This is a genomic window from Pseudoalteromonas sp. UCD-33C (assembly GCF_001306895.1).
Classification (GTDB): Bacteria; Pseudomonadota; Gammaproteobacteria; order Enterobacterales; family Alteromonadaceae; genus Pseudoalteromonas.
This window is the reverse complement of the sequence record NZ_LJTB01000002.1, coordinates 215,903-234,008: the sequence shown is the minus strand read 5'-3', so window position 1 is coordinate 234,008 and position 18,106 is coordinate 215,903. Positions and strand designations below refer to the sequence as shown.

Here is an 18,106-nt window from a genome sequence, read left to right as displayed (position 1 = left end):
AAAAATATCCCCTGATAGCGCTATAAATGGTATGATCCAGCTATTACTACGTGATGTGAGAGCCATTTAGTGGACGCTAATACATATATTCCTGACTCATTTATTGATGATGTAAAAAGCTACCTTCCCGAACATTTATCTTTAGACGACTTTATTGCAGCCTGTCGCCGCCCACTCAGACGATCTGTTCGCGTAAATACCTTAAAAATGTCAGTCGATGAATTTCAGCGTCAATGCGCCAAAAAAGGATGGGAATTAACAGCAATTCCATGGTGTGAAGAAGGATTCTGGCTAACACGTCCTAGCGACGAAGAAGCGGCGCTTGCCATCGGAAATACCGATTTACACTTAAGTGGTGCTATGTATGTACAAGAAGCCAGCTCAATGTTACCGCCGGTAGCACTGAGAGCCGAAGTTCAGCAAAGCGATGCGGTACTTGATATGGCATCGGCACCGGGTTCAAAAACATCACAAATCGCTGCCATGATGGATAATAGTGGCGTGTTAGTGGCCAATGAGTTGTCATCGTCACGCTTAAAAGTATTAGCAGCAACCCTTAAACGTATGGGCGTAGGTAATTGTGCATTATCACATTTTGACGGTGTGATCTTTGGGGATTACATGTATGAGTGCTTCGACAGTATTTTGCTAGATGCCCCGTGTTCAGGTGAAGGCACGGTTCGTAAAGATGCAGACGCCCTAAAGAATTGGTCAATCGAATCTAATATTGATATTGCTGCTGTGCAAAAAGCCCTTATCAAAAGTGCCTTTTATGCATTAAAACCAGGCGGCACATTAGTGTATTCGACCTGTACTTTAACACCTCTTGAAAACCAACAAGTGTGTGAGTATCTATTAGCAGAGTTCCCTGATTGCATCGAAGTACAATCGCTCAATACTCTGTTTGATGGCGCAGACAAAGCGACAACCAGCGAAGGTTATTTGCATGTTTGGCCGCAAACTTACGACAGTGAAGGTTTCTTCATCGCTAAATTTAAAAAAATAGCGTCAAGCGATAACCCTAATCAAAAAGTTAAAAAAGGCGCATTTCCGTTTGCTGAGTTTGATAAAAAACAAAGCCAAGCGTTTATGCAAACAATTAAAAAACAGTTCGGTCTAAAATCACTCAAAGGCACGTTAATGCAGCGTGATAAAGAGCTTTGGTTGTTTCCTGGTGGCTTTGATGAACTGCAAGATAAAATTAAATACTCACGTTTAGGTATTCAACTTGGCGTGATCCACAAAGGCGGAGTTCGCTTAACTCACGAGTTTGCCACTGTCTTTGGCCAAGATTGCGATAAAAATACCTTTGAGATGTCTGCTTGCCAAGCAAACGATTACTTTAACGGTAAAGATATTAGGCTAGAAAAACCAACGCAAGATAATGGTGAAGTAGTTTTAATGTTATGTGGTTGTCCGGTAGGCCTAGGTAAGTGGCAAAAGAATAAAATTAAGAACTCATTACCTCGTGATTTGGTCCAAAATGCCCAGTTGATAACTTGGGTATAAGTTGCGCATAAAGACTGTATAAATAAGGCGCTAATTTAGGTAAAAAGCTGTAACAGACTGATTTTAAACTAGTATAAAATTTGTACATTTACCGTGCAATTTCCTGCTGATTAACTACACTTAAAAGTACTTTCTACTTCTCCCTACTGAATTTAGAAGGTGTTTTTTTATAGTTAGCGCAGGCTCACACGAGCCACCCCCTAAGCCCAGAACAATGCGGATTCGTTCTGGGCGTTTTTTTATTCAAAAGTCGCATAGCAAAGCATTAGCCTTTTTGATTTCATTGTAAAAACAATGATAAAGGATTGATTATGCTTAAACCCTTGTGCGTCGTACTACCACTTTTAATCAGCTGCCAAACTCTGGCAAAAAGCAGTGACTACCTAGGCTTTGACTACCCTAATAAGGCTAAAAATGCTGTCAGTATCACTTTTGATGATGCAAGACATAGCCAAGTTGATACCGGTTTAGCACTTTTAAACAAATACCAAATAAAAGCGACATTTTATGTATCCCCTTTTAACGTAAAAGAACGTGTTGAAAAGTGGCAAATGGCTGTAAAAACAGGTCACGAAATTGCTAATCATACGGCAAGCCACTTGTGTACCGGCAACTTTGAATGGCTTCGGGAACTTGGGGTGTCGCTTGAACAATTTACGTTAAAAGAAATGGAGCAAGATATCTTAAAGGGGCAAGATTATATAAAAGCCACACTCAACGTGACACCAACCGCTTTTGCCTACCCTTGCGGAAACACCTTTGTTGGCCGTGGTGCAAATACTAAAAGTTATGTACCGTTAATAGCCAAGCACTTTAAAACAGGTAGAACTTGGCTCGACGAAACGGCAAATAACCCCAACTTTACAGACTTTTCGCAGTTAACTAGCTTACCCATTGATGGACTTACTTTCGAAGAGATCCAAAAAACCATAGAGCAGCACCGAACTAACAATAGTTGGATCATTCTGGCAGGCCACGATATTGGCAAACGAGATCAGTACACTACCGGCACCGACGCGCTAGAGCAGCTCATTGTTTATCTACAAGATCCTAAAAATGGGTTTTGGTTAGATACAGTAAGTAATGTTGCTGACTACGTTGAGGCGAATCGCAAAGCAATAGATTAATTATCGTTTAAATCGAATTCAGTTATTTGGTTATCAGCGTGAATAAGTTCATATTTAGCAAGCAAACCGTCATTGAGCTCAATTAAGCTGATAGCCGCATTACTGACCAAATACTTTTGCCCTTCGCCTATGGTTTGGTGTTTATCAACTTCCATTTGCCAACGTTTAGTGAAAAAGTTAAGTGGGCTTTTTGGCGCATATAAAATTGAGTCGAGCTTATCGAGTACATTAATAAGTTTACGTGGGAACTCATTTTTAATGCCACTGGCGGTCAACTGCCAAATCCGATTTTTATGCTTACCAAAGCGTTTTTGCACTGAAAAACAAAATGAATAATGGACATCACCAGAGAGGATCAAGGTTTCTTTTGGCGTATCTTCACGGCGAAAAGTATCTAGCAACTTTTTAGCAGAACCTTCATGGGCCATCCAGTTTTCAACATCAACTAACAAGGGTTGCCCGCAAAAATTAAAAATCGCTTGAATTGCTTCAATCGATTTAACACCAAACACCGGAGCTGGAGATACGATAATCACTTTATCGTGAGACAATAGGCTTTCTTCTAATTCAGTGAGCCTTTCCCAATCAAGTAAACCTGATGGCTCATTGAAGTTTTGTTCATTACGCCAGCGATGGGTTCGGGTATCGAGCACTACAACCTTTGGAATGGTATTAAGCTCGTAATGCCAATGGTTAAAATTGAGTATTAACTTATCAAAGTCTTTAAAATACCAGCTCTGTTGCTGCAGACTTTCTTTAAAGCTGGGTAATAAAGACAGTGAGTTATCGCCTGCATCATTACCAATCCCCTGCATTAACCAATAACTAATTAAACCATTATTTACAATACGACGGCTAGCTGGGTGCTGATAAATAGCCTGCTCCCAGCCTGCGGTTAAGTTCCAATCATCGGTGACATCATGATCGTCAAACATCATTAATGTCGACACATTAGCGAATAACCTTTCAACGCTTTGAAGACCCTTTGCAAAGCCAACCAGTGCGTCCTTTTCAAGTTTAAATAAGTTAGCGTATTTAGGGGCTAATGCTGGGCATTCAATTGATTCAAAATCAATTAGCTGCCAAGTAACAGCGCTGAAGTTTAATAAATAAAGCGCAATAAATTCTTGAAAATGAATTAAGTGGTTTTCAGCTTTTAAACTTGAGAAGTGTGGCTCGTCTTTTTTGAGCCAATAACCAACACCAAATTTGCTCCGTTTCTGCCAAGGTACTTTGGGTAAGTGTAAATGGCGCTGATATAGTTGCTGCTCAAACTCTTCTGGCAAATCTAAATCAAGCTCTGGTTCTCGAAACACACCAAATAGGCTAATCACTTTTTCAATCGCGAGCAGCATTGGCCCTGCGACATCATCCGCATATATTTGGTCGCCAGATAACAATAATAAATCAGCACCTGCATTAAGCGATTGGCGCTGATCATTTTGCCAATTATCTGCAGCAACAAGGCTGTCTTTTGCAGGGTGATGAGGATTACGACACGAACCATGAAGAATTCTATCGAGTCGATTTGGGATCACAAATGCCGGAGATTCGGCACGTTCATAGCAATAAGACGATAAATCAAGGCTTTTTTCTTCATCATGTAATGAATAGTAGATCAGTGAATCAACTGCAAACTGGCCACTGACTGGCATGACATTAATGAAATTTAAGTAAAGGTGTTGCCCTAATTGGATTGATTCTAAGCTAGAGAATGTCTCAACACCTTTAAACTCTATTCGGTATTGGCAAGGCCTAGTTGTAACAAATTGAAAGCACACTCGCCCTGCATCTGCTCGGCGTACCATTGGCCCCATTACTAACTGAGGTAAATTCGATACGCCGTGCACTATTACGCCCTTTTAGCCTGATTGAACAACGAATAAAAGTTGTTAGTTGTTGCTTCAGCTAATTCGTTAAAAGTAAGCCCTTTTAACTCAGCGATGTAGTAAGCGACATCTTCAACATAGGCTGGTTGATTTGTTTTACCACGATATGGCACAGGCGCTAAATACGGTGAATCTGTTTCGATTAGTAAGCGATCTAGCGGAATTTGCTTTACAACGTCTTTTAACTCTACTGCATTTTTAAACGTAACAATGCCCGAAATCGAAATATAAAAGCCCATATCAATGGCTTTTTTGGCCATTTCCCAGTTCTCTGTAAAACAATGCAATACACCGCCACAATTCTCAGCATTGTGAGCGCGCATTAAGTTAATAGTGTCTTCTCTAGCGTCTCGTGTATGAATAATAAGCGGCTTATTTAGCTCATTGGCAACGTCGATATGACCCACAAAGCTTTCTTGCTGAACAATATGGGTGTCTTTTGAGTAATAGTAATCAAGACCCGTTTCGCCAATAGCAACCACTTTGTCGTGGCTTGCAAGTGAAATAAGCTTTTGCTTATCGAGTGCGTCTTTTTGATCGAGTGGATGCACACCGCATGATGCAGAAACATCTGGATAGTTCTTAATTTTATCCAGCATACTTGGGAATTGATCTAAAGTTACACTTACACATAAAAAGTGTTCTACTTTCTTTGCGCGAGCATTATCTAGTACTTGGTCTAAGTCTAAGTCTAGTTTTTCAAAATCTAAACGATCTAAATGACAATGAGAATCTACAATCATGGTACTTCTTTTATTACATGGTATAGGTCGGATTGCCGGAGTTTAACATAGTACCGAGTAGTTTTTCGATTTTCGCATTCAAATTGGTTTTATCATCGATAAAATTAACACCAATACCTGGTGGGTTTGAGCTTTGTGCACCTTGTGGTGTGATCCAAGCAACTTTACCCGTTACTACATCATCTTCTAGTGCATCTGGTAATGTGACCTTTAAAGCCAATGAATGACCCATTTCAAAGCGCATATTAGTGCGAACAAACAAACCACCATTTTTTAGATAAGGCATGTAACAGCGATATAATTCTTCTAAGTCTTCAATATCTACTAATAATTCTTGCACGATACTTCCTAATTTTGGCTTTCACGTAAAGTAAACGCTAATTGTGAAATGGCTAGTTCCATATTCAAGCCAAGCACATGTGAGTTATTATAAAGAAACTCTGAAATTGCAGTTTGTGCTTTCTGATAATTGAAAAAGTCCATTCCTAACATTAATTGCGTTTTAAGATGCTCTGTTAAGAACAAAGCAAATACATTAACCAAGCTATGATCTTTATTAAGGATGTCGACTAACGCACTGAAATTATGGCTGTCTTTTATCTCAGTTGCAAATTTATAAAGAGAATCGACAGCTTCAAGTTGGTTGTCATTTTGCCACTGCTGAACAAGTAAAGGTTGCCTAGCGAACAACTCTAACCATGAATAATTAGCAATATTTAATGATGCTAACCATTTTTTCGTATATTCAGAGTTAACTTTTATTTCGTGTACGGCACAGCGACTTAAAATTGTTGCAGGTAATAATGCTGTTTGCTCGCACGTTAACAATAAATAACGGCGTAAGCTTGGCTCTTCAAGGGTTTTTAATAAAGCATTAGCCGCAGCAGTGGTCATTTTGTGACACTGTTCGAGCACAACTACTTTGTTACCATTTTGCGCCGCTGAATGGTTGATAAAATCACTGATCTCACGAATTTCATCAACGCCTATTGTTTGGCCTTCCACCTTTACAACGCGTTTATCAGGATGAGTACCCGCTTGATTAAGTTGACAGCTTTTACAATTGCCACAGGCTTTTAAATTTACAGGTGACGCGCAAAGTAAGCCATCGGCGAGCGAATCGACTAAACATTGTTTGCCGACACCTTTATCACCATTAAATAGCTGGGCATGATGAAAGCGTTGCTGTGCAAAACTTTGCGCTAGTTGCTGATAAAGCCCTTCAAGCCACGGCAAAGGCATATTAATTTAAACCTGCAAAAAAGTTATCAAGCACAGTTGTGATTGCCGCATGTACTTCTGGCATTGTTTGGTTTGCATCCACTGTTTTGATACTGCTATCAGTTTTAGCTATTTCAAGGTAGCGTGCGCGCGTGCGCTCAAAAAAACCTAACGCTTCTTGTTCGATACGATCAAGTTCACCACGGCCTTTTGCACGGGCAAGCCCAACTGCAGGGTCAATGTCTAAATAAATGGTTAAATCAGGTTTTAAACCATTTAGCACCATATCAGCTAAAAAAGAGAGTTTAGTCTGTTCAATACCGCGACCCCCACCTTGATATGCTTGTGATGAAAGATCATGGCGATCACCTAAAACCCAAGTGCCCTTTTCAAGTGCCGGATTAATAACATTAGCAACTAATTGTGAGCGTGCTGCATACATGATTAACAGCTCTGTTTCACCCGTCACTGTTTCTTGGTGAGCCTGTTTGACGATATTACGCAGCTCTTCAGCCATAGCTGTACCGCCAGGCTCACGTACATTAATAAAATCGACTTGCTTGTTTTCTAAATAAGCTTGGCATACGGCAATGGCCGTTGATTTTCCGGCACCTTCTAGGCCTTCAATCACTATAAATTTCGCTGTCATAGACTCAATTCTGGTTGTTAGTTTAATTGGTACTGCTTTACCGCACGATTATGTTCTTGCAATGTTTTCGAAAATTGATGGCTACCATCCCCTTTCGCAACAAAATACACATATTCAGACTCAGGTGGATTAACCGCGGCCAAAATCGCTGCTTTCGAAGGCATGGCTATGGGTGTTGGCGGCAAGCCTTTTATCTTATACGTGTTATACGGTGTATAGGTTTTTAAATGTTTTCGTTTTATATCGCCATCAAAATCAGCACCAATACCATAAATAACAGTTGGATCGGTTTGTAAGCGCATATTGGTTTTTAAACGATTGGTAAATACCGCAGAAATTAATGGTCGCTCAGAAGCAAGGCCCGTTTCTTTTTCGATGATAGAAGCCAGTATTAACGCTTCATACGGTGAACTTAACACCAAATCTGCTGCTCTAGTTTGCCATGCGGTGTCTAATTCCTGCTGCATTTTGTTGTATGCGCGTTTTAATAAGCCGCTGGCACTATCTTCACTGTGGTAGTGATAGGTGTCAGGGAACAACCAGCCTTCTAAATTCTCTTGCGTGTTACTTATCTGCGCCGCTAAATTTTCTGTATCTAAGTCTTGGTTTAAATGCGCTTGCTTTTGAATATTAGCAACAACGTCTCGAAGTGGCTGACCTTCAATAATTGTGAAGCTAAAACTCACTTGTGCACCTTGATTGATACGACGAATATTATCAATAACAGCGCTTGTATCCAGTTCATATAGACCCGCTTTTAAATCGGTAAGCGTAGGATCTAATTTAGCAAGTACCTGAAATTTAAAACAGCTATCAACCCACTGCTTTGTTTGCCATGCTTGGCAAAGCTGATTAAAGCCAGTGCCACGTTCTACTTTAAATAAAGTACTATTTTCAACCTTTAACGGCATTTTTAATGCTGATTGAAGCTGTTGATAGCCAATACCACAACATAGCAATGCTAATAACAGCACGCTAACAATGACTTTTATCACACACTCTCCTTGGCAAACTGCGCCGCTAATAGCGCTTTACTGCATTCAATATCAAACTGTGTATCAGCAATCCGTGCAACGGGAACCACGCCCATTAAACTGTTACACATAAATACGGCATCCATAGCTAAAAGCTCATCTAATTGGATTGCTTTAAATTCAATGGCTAACTTATCACATAAAGCGCTGAGATAAACCCCAGTGATACCGCAGCGGTCTAACTTAGGTGACATAACTTGACCGTCTTTAATAGCAAATAAATTTGCAGCCGAACATTCAATCACATTGTTATCATAATCAAGAACAACAACGTCATCACATTCAAGGCTGCTCATTTGCTTTTTGATAAGCACTTGCTCTAAACGGTTCAATGTTTTTAAGCCTGCAAGTAAAGGTTGATGTGCAAGTTTCACGTCGCTGACTGCTAAGCTTACGCCCTGCTGCTGCCAACTTTTATAGTGTGAAACTGCAGGCATTATACTGATCAGCACTTGAATACTTGGTGTATCTGGTAAGCCATAACCACGCCCACCTGCACCACGGGTGATAACTATTTTTGAAATACCGGTTTGTGTATCACTGATTGCGTGGTTAACTTCACGCTCAATTGCGGTTAAATCTAATTCGGGGAAAAATAGTCTTTGCGCGCATTCTTCTAAACGCGCTTTGTGTAAATCCCAGTGCTCAACGACAGAATTCACCACAGAGGCGGTGGTAAAAAAGCCATCACCATAATTTAAGCCACGGTCTTGCGTGCTTATTGTGGTGTCTGGTGTGATTATTTTTATTGTTTGTTTTAATTTACTCATACAAAAAAGCCCAGTTAAACAACTGGGCTCTTCTTTTTAGTCCGTTGTTAAAAAGAATTATACCTTTTTAAATAGCAACGAGCCATTAGTACCACCAAAACCAAATGAATTACATAGTGCGTAATCCAATTTAGCATCACGTGCAGTATGCGGTACGTAGTCTAAATCACAGCCTTCATCTGGGTTATCAAGGTTGATTGTAGGGCTTACTTTCTGGTCAACAAGTGACAAGATAGTAATGATCGATTCTACCGAGCCTGCTGCACCTAACAAGTGACCCATCATTGATTTAGATGAACTTACCATCACATCTTTCGCTGCATCGCCAAAAATAGTTTTAACAGCTGATGTTTCGGCTTTATCGCCTGCATTCGTCGATGTACCGTGAGCATTAATGTAACCAACTTGGTCTGCATTAACTTGTGCATCATTTAGGGCATTTTCCATCGCTAGAGCTGCGCCTGCACCGTCTTCAGGTGGAGACGTCATGTGATATGCATCGCCACTCATACCAAAACCAACGAGTTCAGCGTAGATTTTCGCGCCACGTGCTTTAGCATGCTCATATTCTTCAAGTACGATAACACCAGCACCATCAGCAAGAACGAAACCGTCACGGTCTTTATCCCAAGGACGAGATGCTGCTTGTGGATCATCGTTACGAGTTGATAATGCACGTGCTGCATTAAAGCCACCCATACCAATTGGTGTCGATGCTTTTTCAGCACCACCGGCTACCATTGCATCTGCATCGCCGTATGCAATCATACGCGCAGCATGACCAATGTTATGTAGACCTGTAGTACAGGCTGTAACGATTGAAATATTAGGACCACGTAAACCGTGCATAATCGATAAATGACCAGAAATCATATTGATAATGGTCGAAGGCACGTAGAACGGAGAAAGCTTACGCGGGCCGCTGTTTAATAGTTTGATGTGGTTTTCTTCAATTAAAGTTAAACCACCGATGCCAGAACCCACTGCTACACCAACACGAGTGGCGTTTTCTTCAGTGATCTCTAGACCAGAATCTTGTAGTGCTTGTACACCCGCTGCAATGCCATATTGGATAAACAAATCCATTTTCTTTGCATCTTTCGGTGACATGTAAGCTGATGCATCAAAGTCATTCAGCAAACCTGCGAATTTGGTGCCGAAACTTGAGGTATCGAAATGCGTGATAGTTTGAATACCACTTTTACCGTTTAACAAACCTTGCCAAGTAGATTCAACATCATTACCTAGCGGTGTCAACATTCCTAAGCCAGTTACGACGACTCGACGTTTAGCCACGGGTTGCCTCCAATAAGGAAATTATTTTAGGTGGGGTGTATACCAAATTTATTAGTATCATTCTATAGATAGACTAAGGGCAGCTTAATGCTGCCCTTAAAATCAAAATGCGTAAAATTACTCAGCGTGAGCTGTAACGTAATCGATTGCAGCTTGAACTGTAGTGATCTTTTCAGCTTCTTCGTCTGGGATCTCAGTGTCGAATTCTTCTTCAAGAGCCATTACTAGTTCTACAGTGTCAAGTGAATCAGCACCTAAGTCGTCAACGAAAGAAGCTTCATGTTTTACTTCTTCTTCTTTAACACCTAGTTGCTCAATGATAATTTTCTTTACGCGTTCTTGGATGTCGCTCATTCTTCTTTCCTTTATTAAAAACGCCAATGCGTTATTTTCAGATTGCGGCGTAGTTTACGCCGCATAATTCTGTGATTCAAGGATTTGCTGATAATTACTTATCTGGTCAAACCTCTCGAATAGTATTTGTTCATTTATCGCTTATTTTCATAGCGAATTCAAGTATGTTTAAAGCAAGATCACAAAAATTTCAACAATTTTCGATAATCTTTCGTTAGCAAATTTTTGCTAACTTTCATTAAACCATGTACATCGCGCCATTTACATGCAATGTTTCGCCTGATACATACGCAGCAGCGTCAGATGCTAAATAACATACCGCAGCAGCGATTTCTTCAGGTTGGCCTAAACGCCCTGCAGGTACATTTGCAAGCGTAGCTGCTTTTTGGTCTTCAGTCAGCTCGTCTGTCATATCTGTTTGGATAAAACCAGGTGCAACAACGTTCACTGTGATACCACGTGATGCAACTTCGCGTGCTAATGACTTAGTAAAACCAATTACACCCGCTTTCGCTGCAGCGTAGTTAGCTTGACCCGCATTACCCATAGTGCCCACAACAGAACCGATATTAATGATACGGCCATTTTTCTTTTTCATCATAGGGCGTAAAACAGCCTTAGATAAACGGAAAATTGAGCTTAGGTTCGTGTCGATGATGTCATCCCACTCACCGTCTTTCATACGCATTAATAAGTTATCGCGAGTAATACCCGCATTGTTAACTAATACGTCGATATCGCCTAAATCAGCCTTGATCGCAGCAAGTGTCGCCTCAATCGATTCAGGATCTGTAACGTTAAGGGCATAACCTTTACCGTTGTCACCCAGGTATTCACTGATTTTAGCAGCACCTGATTCGCTTGTTGCAGTGCCGGCTACTTTTGCACCTTGTGCAACTAGCGTATTTGCAATCGCTTTACCAATACCACGGCTTGCACCAGTGATTAGGACAACCTTGCCCTCAAGAGAAAATAAATTTGTCATTCTATTCCTACTTATTTCGCTTCATCAATAGCAGCTTGCGTATTAACCGCACCACATACCATTGCTTTATCAATTCGTTTAGCAAGACCCGTTAATACTTTACCTGGGCCAAACTCATAGCTTTGTGTGATACCTTGCGCAACTAATGCTTGTACAGTTTCAGTCCAGCGTACCGGGCTGTAAAGTTGGCGTACTAATGCATCTTTAATTGCTTCACTTGATTGCTCAGCTTTTACATCAACGTTGTTGATTACATCACACTTAGGTGTATTAAATGTTAAAGCCGCTAAATCAGCAGCTAATTTTTCAGCAGCTGGTTTCATTAGTTCACAGTGAGAAGGTACGCTCACTGCAAGTGGTAAAGCACGTTTAGCACCTGCTTCTTTACATGCTTCTGATGCACGCTCAACTGCCGCTTTGTGGCCGGCAATAACAACCTGACCTGGTGAGTTGTAGTTTACTGGTGAAACGACTTCACCATTTGCTGATGCTTCACACGCTGCTTTGATTTCGTCGTCACCTAAGCCGATGATTGCAGCCATAGAACCAACACCCGCAGGTACTGCTTCTTGCATATATAAACCACGATTTTCTACTAGTTTAACGGCTTCGCTTAAGCTTACAACGCCAGCACAAACTAATGCTGAATACTCGCCTAAACTGTGACCAGCCATAACAACATCGGCATCAGGGTTTGCGTCTAACCATTGACGGTAAATAGCAACACTAGCAGTAAGAAGTGCTGGTTGTGTACGATGGGTTTGATTTAATTCTTCTTCTGGACCATTTAGTACAAGTGCAGCTAGATCATAGCCAAGAGCTTCAGATGCTTCAGCGAATGTTGCTTTAGCAATTTGTGAATCAGCTAATAGTTCAGATAACATGCCCACAGTTTGTGAGCCTTGACCTGGAAATACGAGTGCAATTTTATGTGCCATACTTTGCTCTTATAATTAAACAAAAAAATATTCTGTAGCAGGCAGCATAACAAGTTTTAGATATGCTGCACTACTTTGTTGTTGGATGTGTTTGCTCAAAAATCGCAGCGATTTTTTCAGGGAGTTGGCGTTCGACTTCCCGCGCGGCTTCATCAATAGCAGCATGAAACGCCTTTGGTGAGGCATTGCCATGGCTTTTAACAACAATACCGCGCAATCCTACCAGACTTGCGCCGTTATACTGGTCGGGGTTCACCCGCTTGTAGAGTTTTTTTATCACTGGACGCAATAAAAACGCTAAACTTTTGTATAAGAAATGTTTGTGTAAGGCTTTGGTGAGTTTATGCATGATCAGTTTGGCAATACCTTCACAGGTTTTTAATGCCACATTACCTACAAATCCTTCGCACACTATAACATCGGCTTTTCCGCTGAAAATATCACTACCTTCACTGTAACCTGTGTAGTTGAGATATTCACACTGCTGCATTAACTGTGCAGCTTGTTTTATTCCTTCATGCCCTTTGATGTCTTCAGAGCCAATATTCAATAAACTAACTCTTGGGTTATCACACCCAAGTGCCTGCCCTGCTACCACAGAACCCATAATGCCAAATTGATAAAGGGTTTGTGCGTCACAATGCACATTCGCACCTAAATCAAGTAAATAAACAGGGTTTTTACGTTCGGTTGGAACAGCAGAGATTAATGCAGGCCGTTTTACGCCTGGAAGCATCTTTAATACATAATGCGCCATAAAAAATAACGCGCCTGTATTACCAGAGCTTACACACGCTTGCGCTTCACCCGATTTAACTAAATCGAGGGCAACTCGCATTGATGAATCTTTTTTAGAACGAACCGCTGAAGCAGGTTCACACGCATTTGTGACGACTTCGCTACAATGGCGAATAATTAAACGAGGGTGTGAAACAGAATCGAGTGCTTCGAGTTCTTTTAGAATAACTTGCTGATTACCACATAAGATGAGTCTTAAGTTGGTATTAGCATTTACCGCTTGCACGGCAGCGGGGATAGATGAACGGGGGCCGTAATCGCCCCCCATCATATCTAACGCTATGGTTAGATTGGTCAGCATATAGCAATCTCTTAGTTAGAAATTACTTTAACGCCTTTGTAGTAACCGTCAGCAGTTACGTGGTGACGACGGTGAGTCTCACCAGAAACTTGATCTACAGTTAAAGTTGGACCACTGATCGCATCGTGTGAACGGCGCATGCCGCGTCTTGCACGAGACTTTTTGCTTTTTTGTACAGCCATTAGTCTTCTCCTAAGAATCTTTCTTAAGTTGTTTCAAAATATCAAATGGATTTGGTTTGTCATCTTTTGCTGCTAATTTACCAAAGCTAGTAGGCTCTGATGAATAACTGCATGAAGCTTCGTTGTGAGTAGGCACTATTGGAATAGCTAAAATCAGTTCGTCTTCGATTAACTCAAATACGTTGATTTCACCGTTTTCGTCCAGCTCTACTTCATCGTAACCTTCAGGTAGATGATCTGACTCTGCATCCAAACCAATTGGCGAATACACAAAGTCTTGTTCCAAATCCAACCCTAATTCTCCATTACAGCGTTGACAAGTTACAGTTACATGTGTTGATAAGTTACCACTTATTACCACTAAACCTTGCTCGTCAATTTTGCAATGAATCTTTACCGCTATTTCACCTGCTTCCTCCTGCACAACTTGCTCTAAACGAGAAAGTTTTTCAAGCGGGACAATACCGTCATACGTTAAACGATGTTGAGCTGCTTTGCTGGGATGAAGAGTGATGGGAATTTTCACCTTTTGCATAGGGGCTGCATCATATAGATAGTTAGTAAGTTAGTCAAAGTAAAAAACCAATTTTGGTAGGTTTTTAACGATCTTCTGCTTTGTTTTCGGATTCATTGTGGCTTATCCTTGGCAAAATACAATTTTCATCCAGAATTTATTATGAAACCAACACTTATATTAGCGTCAAGCTCACCATTTAGACAGCAATTATTAACTAAGTTTAACTTACCTTTTCAAAGTTTTTCTCCAGATATTGATGAGTCCCCTATCGCAGCTGAAACGCCAGAGCAATTAGTTGCTCGTTTAAGCGAGCAAAAAGCCCGAGTAGCCAAACAACATTATAGTGAAGGTTTGGTAATTGGCTCTGATCAAGTTGCGGTATTCAACGATACAATTTTAGGTAAACCTCATACTAAAGAGAATGCCATTAAGCAGCTATCATCGTTTAGTGGCCATATAGTGACCTTTTTAACTGGTTTAAGTGTATTTGATATACAAAGCGACAAAGCAATTACCACCGTGGTGCCATTTGATGTGACATTTAAAGCACTCACACTTGAACAGATCAATGCTTATTGCGATGCAGAGCAGCCATACAACTGTGCAGGTAGCTTTAAAAGTGAAGGATTAGGCATCTGTTTATTTGAAAAGCTCAGTGGCGATGACCCTAATACATTGATAGGCCTGCCACTGATCACATTAACTAAAGTGCTGGCTGAGTTTGGTGTTGACGTGTTGACATGTCACAAAACTTAGTAAAATCTATTAAATAGCATAGATTAAAATTCAGCTAAAAAGGAAAGGCTTTATGACTCGACAAGGATTGTTAATAACCTTTTTTCTATCAGGGTTAAGTTTGTTTACGAGCAAAATGCATGCCTCACAAGGGTTATTAGAAGTGTACTCATGCAATACGTGTAATTATGAAAAAGCCAAAACAATTGCTAAAGAACACCACGTCAAACCTGACTGCCAAAGGGAACCTTCATCTAATGAAAGGTTACACCTTGGTCAGCCTATTCTTAAATGCGATACATCATCGAAAAACTTGATAATAGCAAATCCATTAGATAAAAGAGCTTTTAAATTTAATGTTAAGGCGACAAACAACTCATCAACTTCTCAAGAAAATGAGATTATTTCAACAATCGAAAGCTTGCCATTAAACACCTCAGAAAAAGATTTATTAAAAACTTTTTACGATATAGACCGAGATTTCAGAACCGCAGTATCGAAAAGTTCTTCCACAACATCCTCTAAAATTCAAAGTCCGCTTGAGCTTAATTCAACGAGTTCAAATAACGAAGATAGCTGTGCCTTACACCCAGTTAATTACTTTGGCAATCAACAATATCAAACCAACCTCCATGAAGATTTAACAAAATTCATAGAAAAAGAACTTTTTGATGCAAATTGGTTTGATAACTTTAAAGCCTCTGATACAACTGAAAGTGTGCTAAAACTACGTAAAGGCGACTCAGGATTTCAAATAAGTCTTCAACACAATGAAATAGGTTCTTATATTAGTAAGGTTTATGGAAGTTCGGATAACCTTTTAAACTTTGAAGTGAAATATAATGGTGAATTTAATATTGGTGGTACTCGTAAATTAAACTTAACTTACAAGTTAAACCGTGGCGCATCAATTATAGATGGTATGGCAATGAACTTATTATTCAGCCCTGTGGTGGATTTAACTGATGTAGCTATTTCAAATTGCCTACTTAAGTTTATTGAGGAAAATAGTAAAGAAATTGAAACGATTGATAGCCACACACGTGGTAATGCGCATTTAGCTGGGAATTGTAACCGAAAAATTAAAAAGGAATTGTGTTCTAATGAACACAATAGCCAAAAATGTACAAACTCGATTATTAGCTTACGTTGTTAGTGTTTAAATTGGCTAAGCAGTTAAAGCAAATATTGCTTTAACTGCTGGTATGAATCAACAACACATAACGGCGTATGTTGTTGCAACTGCGCCGGGCTATGGGCACCAAAACTCACTCCAATACAAGCAATACCTGCGGCATGAGCCATTGCCATATCGAGTTGGCTATCGCCAATCATCACAGCATCACTTTTTGCGATGCCCTGCTCGTGCAATATTTGCTCAAGCATATCTGGAGATGGCTTCGACTGTGCATCATCTGAGCATTTTACATTCAAAAAGTACTTCCCAAGACCTGACTCATTAAGAAGCCTATCAATGCCTTCACGTCCTTTACCGGTAGCCACAGCCAATTGCATACCTGCATCACTTAACTGCTTTAAAACGGATTCTACATCTTTAAATAAAGGTGTAGGTGTAACATCTAACTCACGGTACTGTGCTTTGTAACCTGCAACAAGTTCGTCGTTTAAATGTAAATGCGCCGGAAAAAGCACTTCAGTGGCTTTTGCCAGCGACAAACCAATGACGTCTTTCGCTTGTTGCTCTGTTGGAACAGGAATACCTAAGTCTCGCGCAGTATTTCGCAAGCAGGTAACAATTTTTGGCACAGAGTCCATCACAGTGCCATCCCAATCAAAAATAACCAGCTTAAACTTGTTCATTATCGGCACGTAGCTTTTTGATACAGTTTTGAAGTGCATTATCGAGTGGCGCTTCAACATGCATGGTTGTTTCGTTTTTAGGGTGCATAAAACGTAAATCATGGGCATGTAAAAACAAACGGTTTAAACCAGTCAGCTTATTTACGTATTGATCAAACTCTGCAACGCCATATTTATCATCACACGCGATTGGGTGACCTTTACATTGCGTATGCACACGAATTTGGTGAGTACGCCCCGTTACTGGCGACGCTTGCACTAATGAGCACTCAGCATATCGCTCAAGCACACGAAAACGCGTGTGCGATGGTTTACCTTCGGTATTATCAACACGAACCACACGCTCACCAGACTTCAAGGTGTTTTTACGAAGTCCTTCGGTAACGTTTTTCGTTTTAGAATCCCATTGACCATCAACTAATGCCCAATAGTTTTTCTCCATGGTTTTTTCACGTAACTGTTTATGTAAATCAGTTAACACTGAACGACGTTTAGAAATAAGCAAACAACCTGATGTGTCACGGTCTAGTCGGTGTACAAGCTCTAAACTACGCTCTTCAGGGCGAAGTACGCGAAGCGCTTCGATTAAGCCATAACTTAGGCCACTGCCACCATGCACAGCCATACCCGAAGGCTTGTTGATCACCATTAAATACTTGTCTTCAAACAAAATGGCGTCTTCAAGTTGTTTTACTTTATCGAGTTTTTTTGGCACAAACTCTTCTTTTTCGGCCACTTTAATAGGTGGAATACGAACCACATCATTTAGTTGTAGTTTGTAGACAGGTTTTATGCGTTTTTTATTTACTCGCACTTCGCCTTTACGAAGGATTTTATAAACTGCACTTTTAGGCACACCTTTTAGGTGAGTAATAAGAAAGTTATCAATACGTTGACCTAGATGGTCTTCACCTATGGTAACAAACGAAACTTGTAAGCCGGTTTTTTCTGACATTGCCTAATCACTGATTTAAGTAAATAATTTAGTTGCTAACGCGACGGTAATAGTGGGATAATCACCGTCGCGAACATAAAGTTTGCAAGTAACAACGGTGCTTTTATCACATTAATACATTCGTGAAGCATATTCTGGGTTGCCGATCATACAGATCCGCGCTAAGTTTTCCAAAGCTTTTATAATTACCCAGCCAACACGAGCGTTCAATTATCGGCGATGCGCGTAATATATTGCCTGAATAATTTGAGCACGAATGTTGATTAATGAACATAAAAAGCA

Annotated in this window: 20 protein-coding genes; 4 read left to right on the top strand and 16 right to left on the bottom strand. The window is 40.4% G+C overall.

Features of this window, described 5'->3' with window-relative positions:
• The first annotated feature begins 69 nt into the window (after nt 1–69).
• Nucleotides 70–1,509: a 16S rRNA (cytosine(1407)-C(5))-methyltransferase RsmF gene (gene rsmF / locus AOG26_RS04320; protein ID WP_054561373.1), complete on the top strand. Its 1,440-nt coding sequence runs from the start codon at nt 70–72 to the stop codon at nt 1,507–1,509.
• Nucleotides 1,510–1,820: 311 nt separating this feature from the next.
• The gene (locus AOG26_RS04315) at nt 1,821–2,636 is read left to right on the top strand and encodes a polysaccharide deacetylase family protein (RefSeq protein WP_054561372.1); all 816 of its coding nucleotides are present in this window, start codon (nt 1,821–1,823) and stop codon (nt 2,634–2,636) included.
• Here the strand turns inward: AOG26_RS04315 and AOG26_RS04310 are convergent.
• The 14 genes from AOG26_RS04310 to yceD form a co-directional block, all read right to left on the bottom strand.
• Nucleotides 2,633–4,453 carry an alkaline phosphatase D family protein gene (locus tag AOG26_RS04310; RefSeq protein ID WP_054561993.1) on the bottom strand — a complete coding sequence of 607 codons (1,821 nt, stop codon included), beginning with the start codon at nt 4,451–4,453 and terminating at the stop codon, nt 2,633–2,635. The genes AOG26_RS04315 and AOG26_RS04310 overlap by 4 nt on opposite strands.
• 35 nt (nt 4,454–4,488) lie before the next feature.
• Nucleotides 4,489–5,268: a TatD family hydrolase gene (locus AOG26_RS04305; protein ID WP_054561371.1), complete on the bottom strand. Its 780-nt coding sequence runs from the start codon at nt 5,266–5,268 to the stop codon at nt 4,489–4,491.
• Nucleotides 5,269–5,281: 13 nt separating this feature from the next.
• Nucleotides 5,282–5,608 (bottom strand): PilZ domain-containing protein, encoded by a 327-nt coding sequence (locus AOG26_RS04300; protein WP_054554720.1) that lies wholly within the window; start codon nt 5,606–5,608, stop codon nt 5,282–5,284.
• 8 nt (nt 5,609–5,616) lie between these two features.
• Nucleotides 5,617–6,510, bottom strand: coding sequence for a DNA polymerase III subunit (locus tag AOG26_RS04295; protein WP_054561370.1), 894 nt, complete (start codon nt 6,508–6,510; stop codon nt 5,617–5,619).
• A gap of 1 nt (nt 6,511) precedes the next feature.
• Entirely contained in the window at nt 6,512–7,138 is a 627-nt protein-coding gene (gene tmk, locus AOG26_RS04290) for a dTMP kinase (protein ID WP_054561369.1), read from the bottom strand.
• 17 nt (nt 7,139–7,155) lie between these two features.
• Nucleotides 7,156–8,133 carry an endolytic transglycosylase MltG gene (mltG, locus tag AOG26_RS04285; RefSeq protein ID WP_054561368.1) on the bottom strand — a complete coding sequence of 326 codons (978 nt, stop codon included), beginning with the start codon at nt 8,131–8,133 and terminating at the stop codon, nt 7,156–7,158.
• On the bottom strand, nt 8,130–8,942 hold the full coding sequence (pabC, locus tag AOG26_RS04280) for an aminodeoxychorismate lyase (protein WP_054561367.1): 813 nt from the start codon (nt 8,940–8,942) through the stop codon (nt 8,130–8,132). The genes mltG and pabC overlap by 4 nt, the downstream gene beginning before the upstream one ends.
• Nucleotides 8,943–8,999: 57 nt before the next feature.
• Entirely contained in the window at nt 9,000–10,238 is a 1,239-nt protein-coding gene (gene fabF, locus AOG26_RS04275; RefSeq protein WP_054554715.1) for a beta-ketoacyl-ACP synthase II, read from the bottom strand.
• Between the two features lie 117 nt (nt 10,239–10,355).
• Nucleotides 10,356–10,592 (bottom strand): acyl carrier protein, encoded by a 237-nt coding sequence (gene acpP, locus AOG26_RS04270; RefSeq protein WP_016707440.1) that lies wholly within the window; start codon nt 10,590–10,592, stop codon nt 10,356–10,358.
• Nucleotides 10,593–10,830: 238 nt separating this feature from the next.
• Nucleotides 10,831–11,577 (bottom strand): 3-oxoacyl-ACP reductase FabG, encoded by a 747-nt coding sequence (fabG, locus tag AOG26_RS04265; RefSeq protein ID WP_054554714.1) that lies wholly within the window; start codon nt 11,575–11,577, stop codon nt 10,831–10,833.
• A gap of 11 nt (nt 11,578–11,588) precedes the next feature.
• Nucleotides 11,589–12,515, bottom strand: a complete 927-nt coding sequence (gene fabD / locus AOG26_RS04260) for an ACP S-malonyltransferase (RefSeq protein WP_054561366.1) — start codon at nt 12,513–12,515, stop codon at nt 11,589–11,591.
• A gap of 70 nt (nt 12,516–12,585) precedes the next feature.
• Nucleotides 12,586–13,614, bottom strand: coding sequence for a phosphate acyltransferase PlsX (gene plsX / locus AOG26_RS04255; RefSeq protein WP_054554712.1), 1,029 nt, complete (start codon nt 13,612–13,614; stop codon nt 12,586–12,588).
• A gap of 11 nt (nt 13,615–13,625) precedes the next feature.
• Nucleotides 13,626–13,796, bottom strand: coding sequence for a 50S ribosomal protein L32 (gene rpmF, locus AOG26_RS04250; RefSeq protein WP_036967969.1), 171 nt, complete (start codon nt 13,794–13,796; stop codon nt 13,626–13,628).
• A gap of 10 nt (nt 13,797–13,806) precedes the next feature.
• Nucleotides 13,807–14,331 carry a 23S rRNA accumulation protein YceD gene (gene yceD / locus AOG26_RS04245; RefSeq protein ID WP_054554711.1) on the bottom strand — a complete coding sequence of 175 codons (525 nt, stop codon included), beginning with the start codon at nt 14,329–14,331 and terminating at the stop codon, nt 13,807–13,809.
• Nucleotides 14,332–14,472: 141 nt separating this feature from the next.
• Here yceD and AOG26_RS04240 point away from each other — a divergent pair, with 141 nt between their 5' ends.
• Both AOG26_RS04240 and AOG26_RS04235 read left to right on the top strand, forming a co-directional pair.
• A complete protein-coding gene (locus AOG26_RS04240; protein WP_054561365.1) occupies nt 14,473–15,069 on the top strand; it encodes a Maf family protein in 597 nt (198 codons plus the stop codon).
• A 52-nt stretch (nt 15,070–15,121) separates the two neighbouring features.
• On the top strand, nt 15,122–16,204 hold the full coding sequence (locus AOG26_RS04235) for a hypothetical protein (RefSeq protein WP_054561364.1): 1,083 nt from the start codon (nt 15,122–15,124) through the stop codon (nt 16,202–16,204).
• Nucleotides 16,205–16,224: 20 nt separating this feature from the next.
• Here the strand turns inward: AOG26_RS04235 and AOG26_RS04230 are convergent, their stop codons facing one another.
• Nucleotides 16,225–16,869 carry an HAD family hydrolase gene (locus AOG26_RS04230; protein WP_054561363.1) on the bottom strand — a complete coding sequence of 215 codons (645 nt, stop codon included), beginning with the start codon at nt 16,867–16,869 and terminating at the stop codon, nt 16,225–16,227.
• On the bottom strand, nt 16,856–17,824 hold the full coding sequence (gene rluC / locus AOG26_RS04225; protein WP_054561362.1) for a 23S rRNA pseudouridine(955/2504/2580) synthase RluC: 969 nt from the start codon (nt 17,822–17,824) through the stop codon (nt 16,856–16,858). Before rluC ends, AOG26_RS04230 begins: the two co-directional genes overlap by 14 nt.
• Nucleotides 17,825–18,106 lie beyond the last annotated feature (282 nt).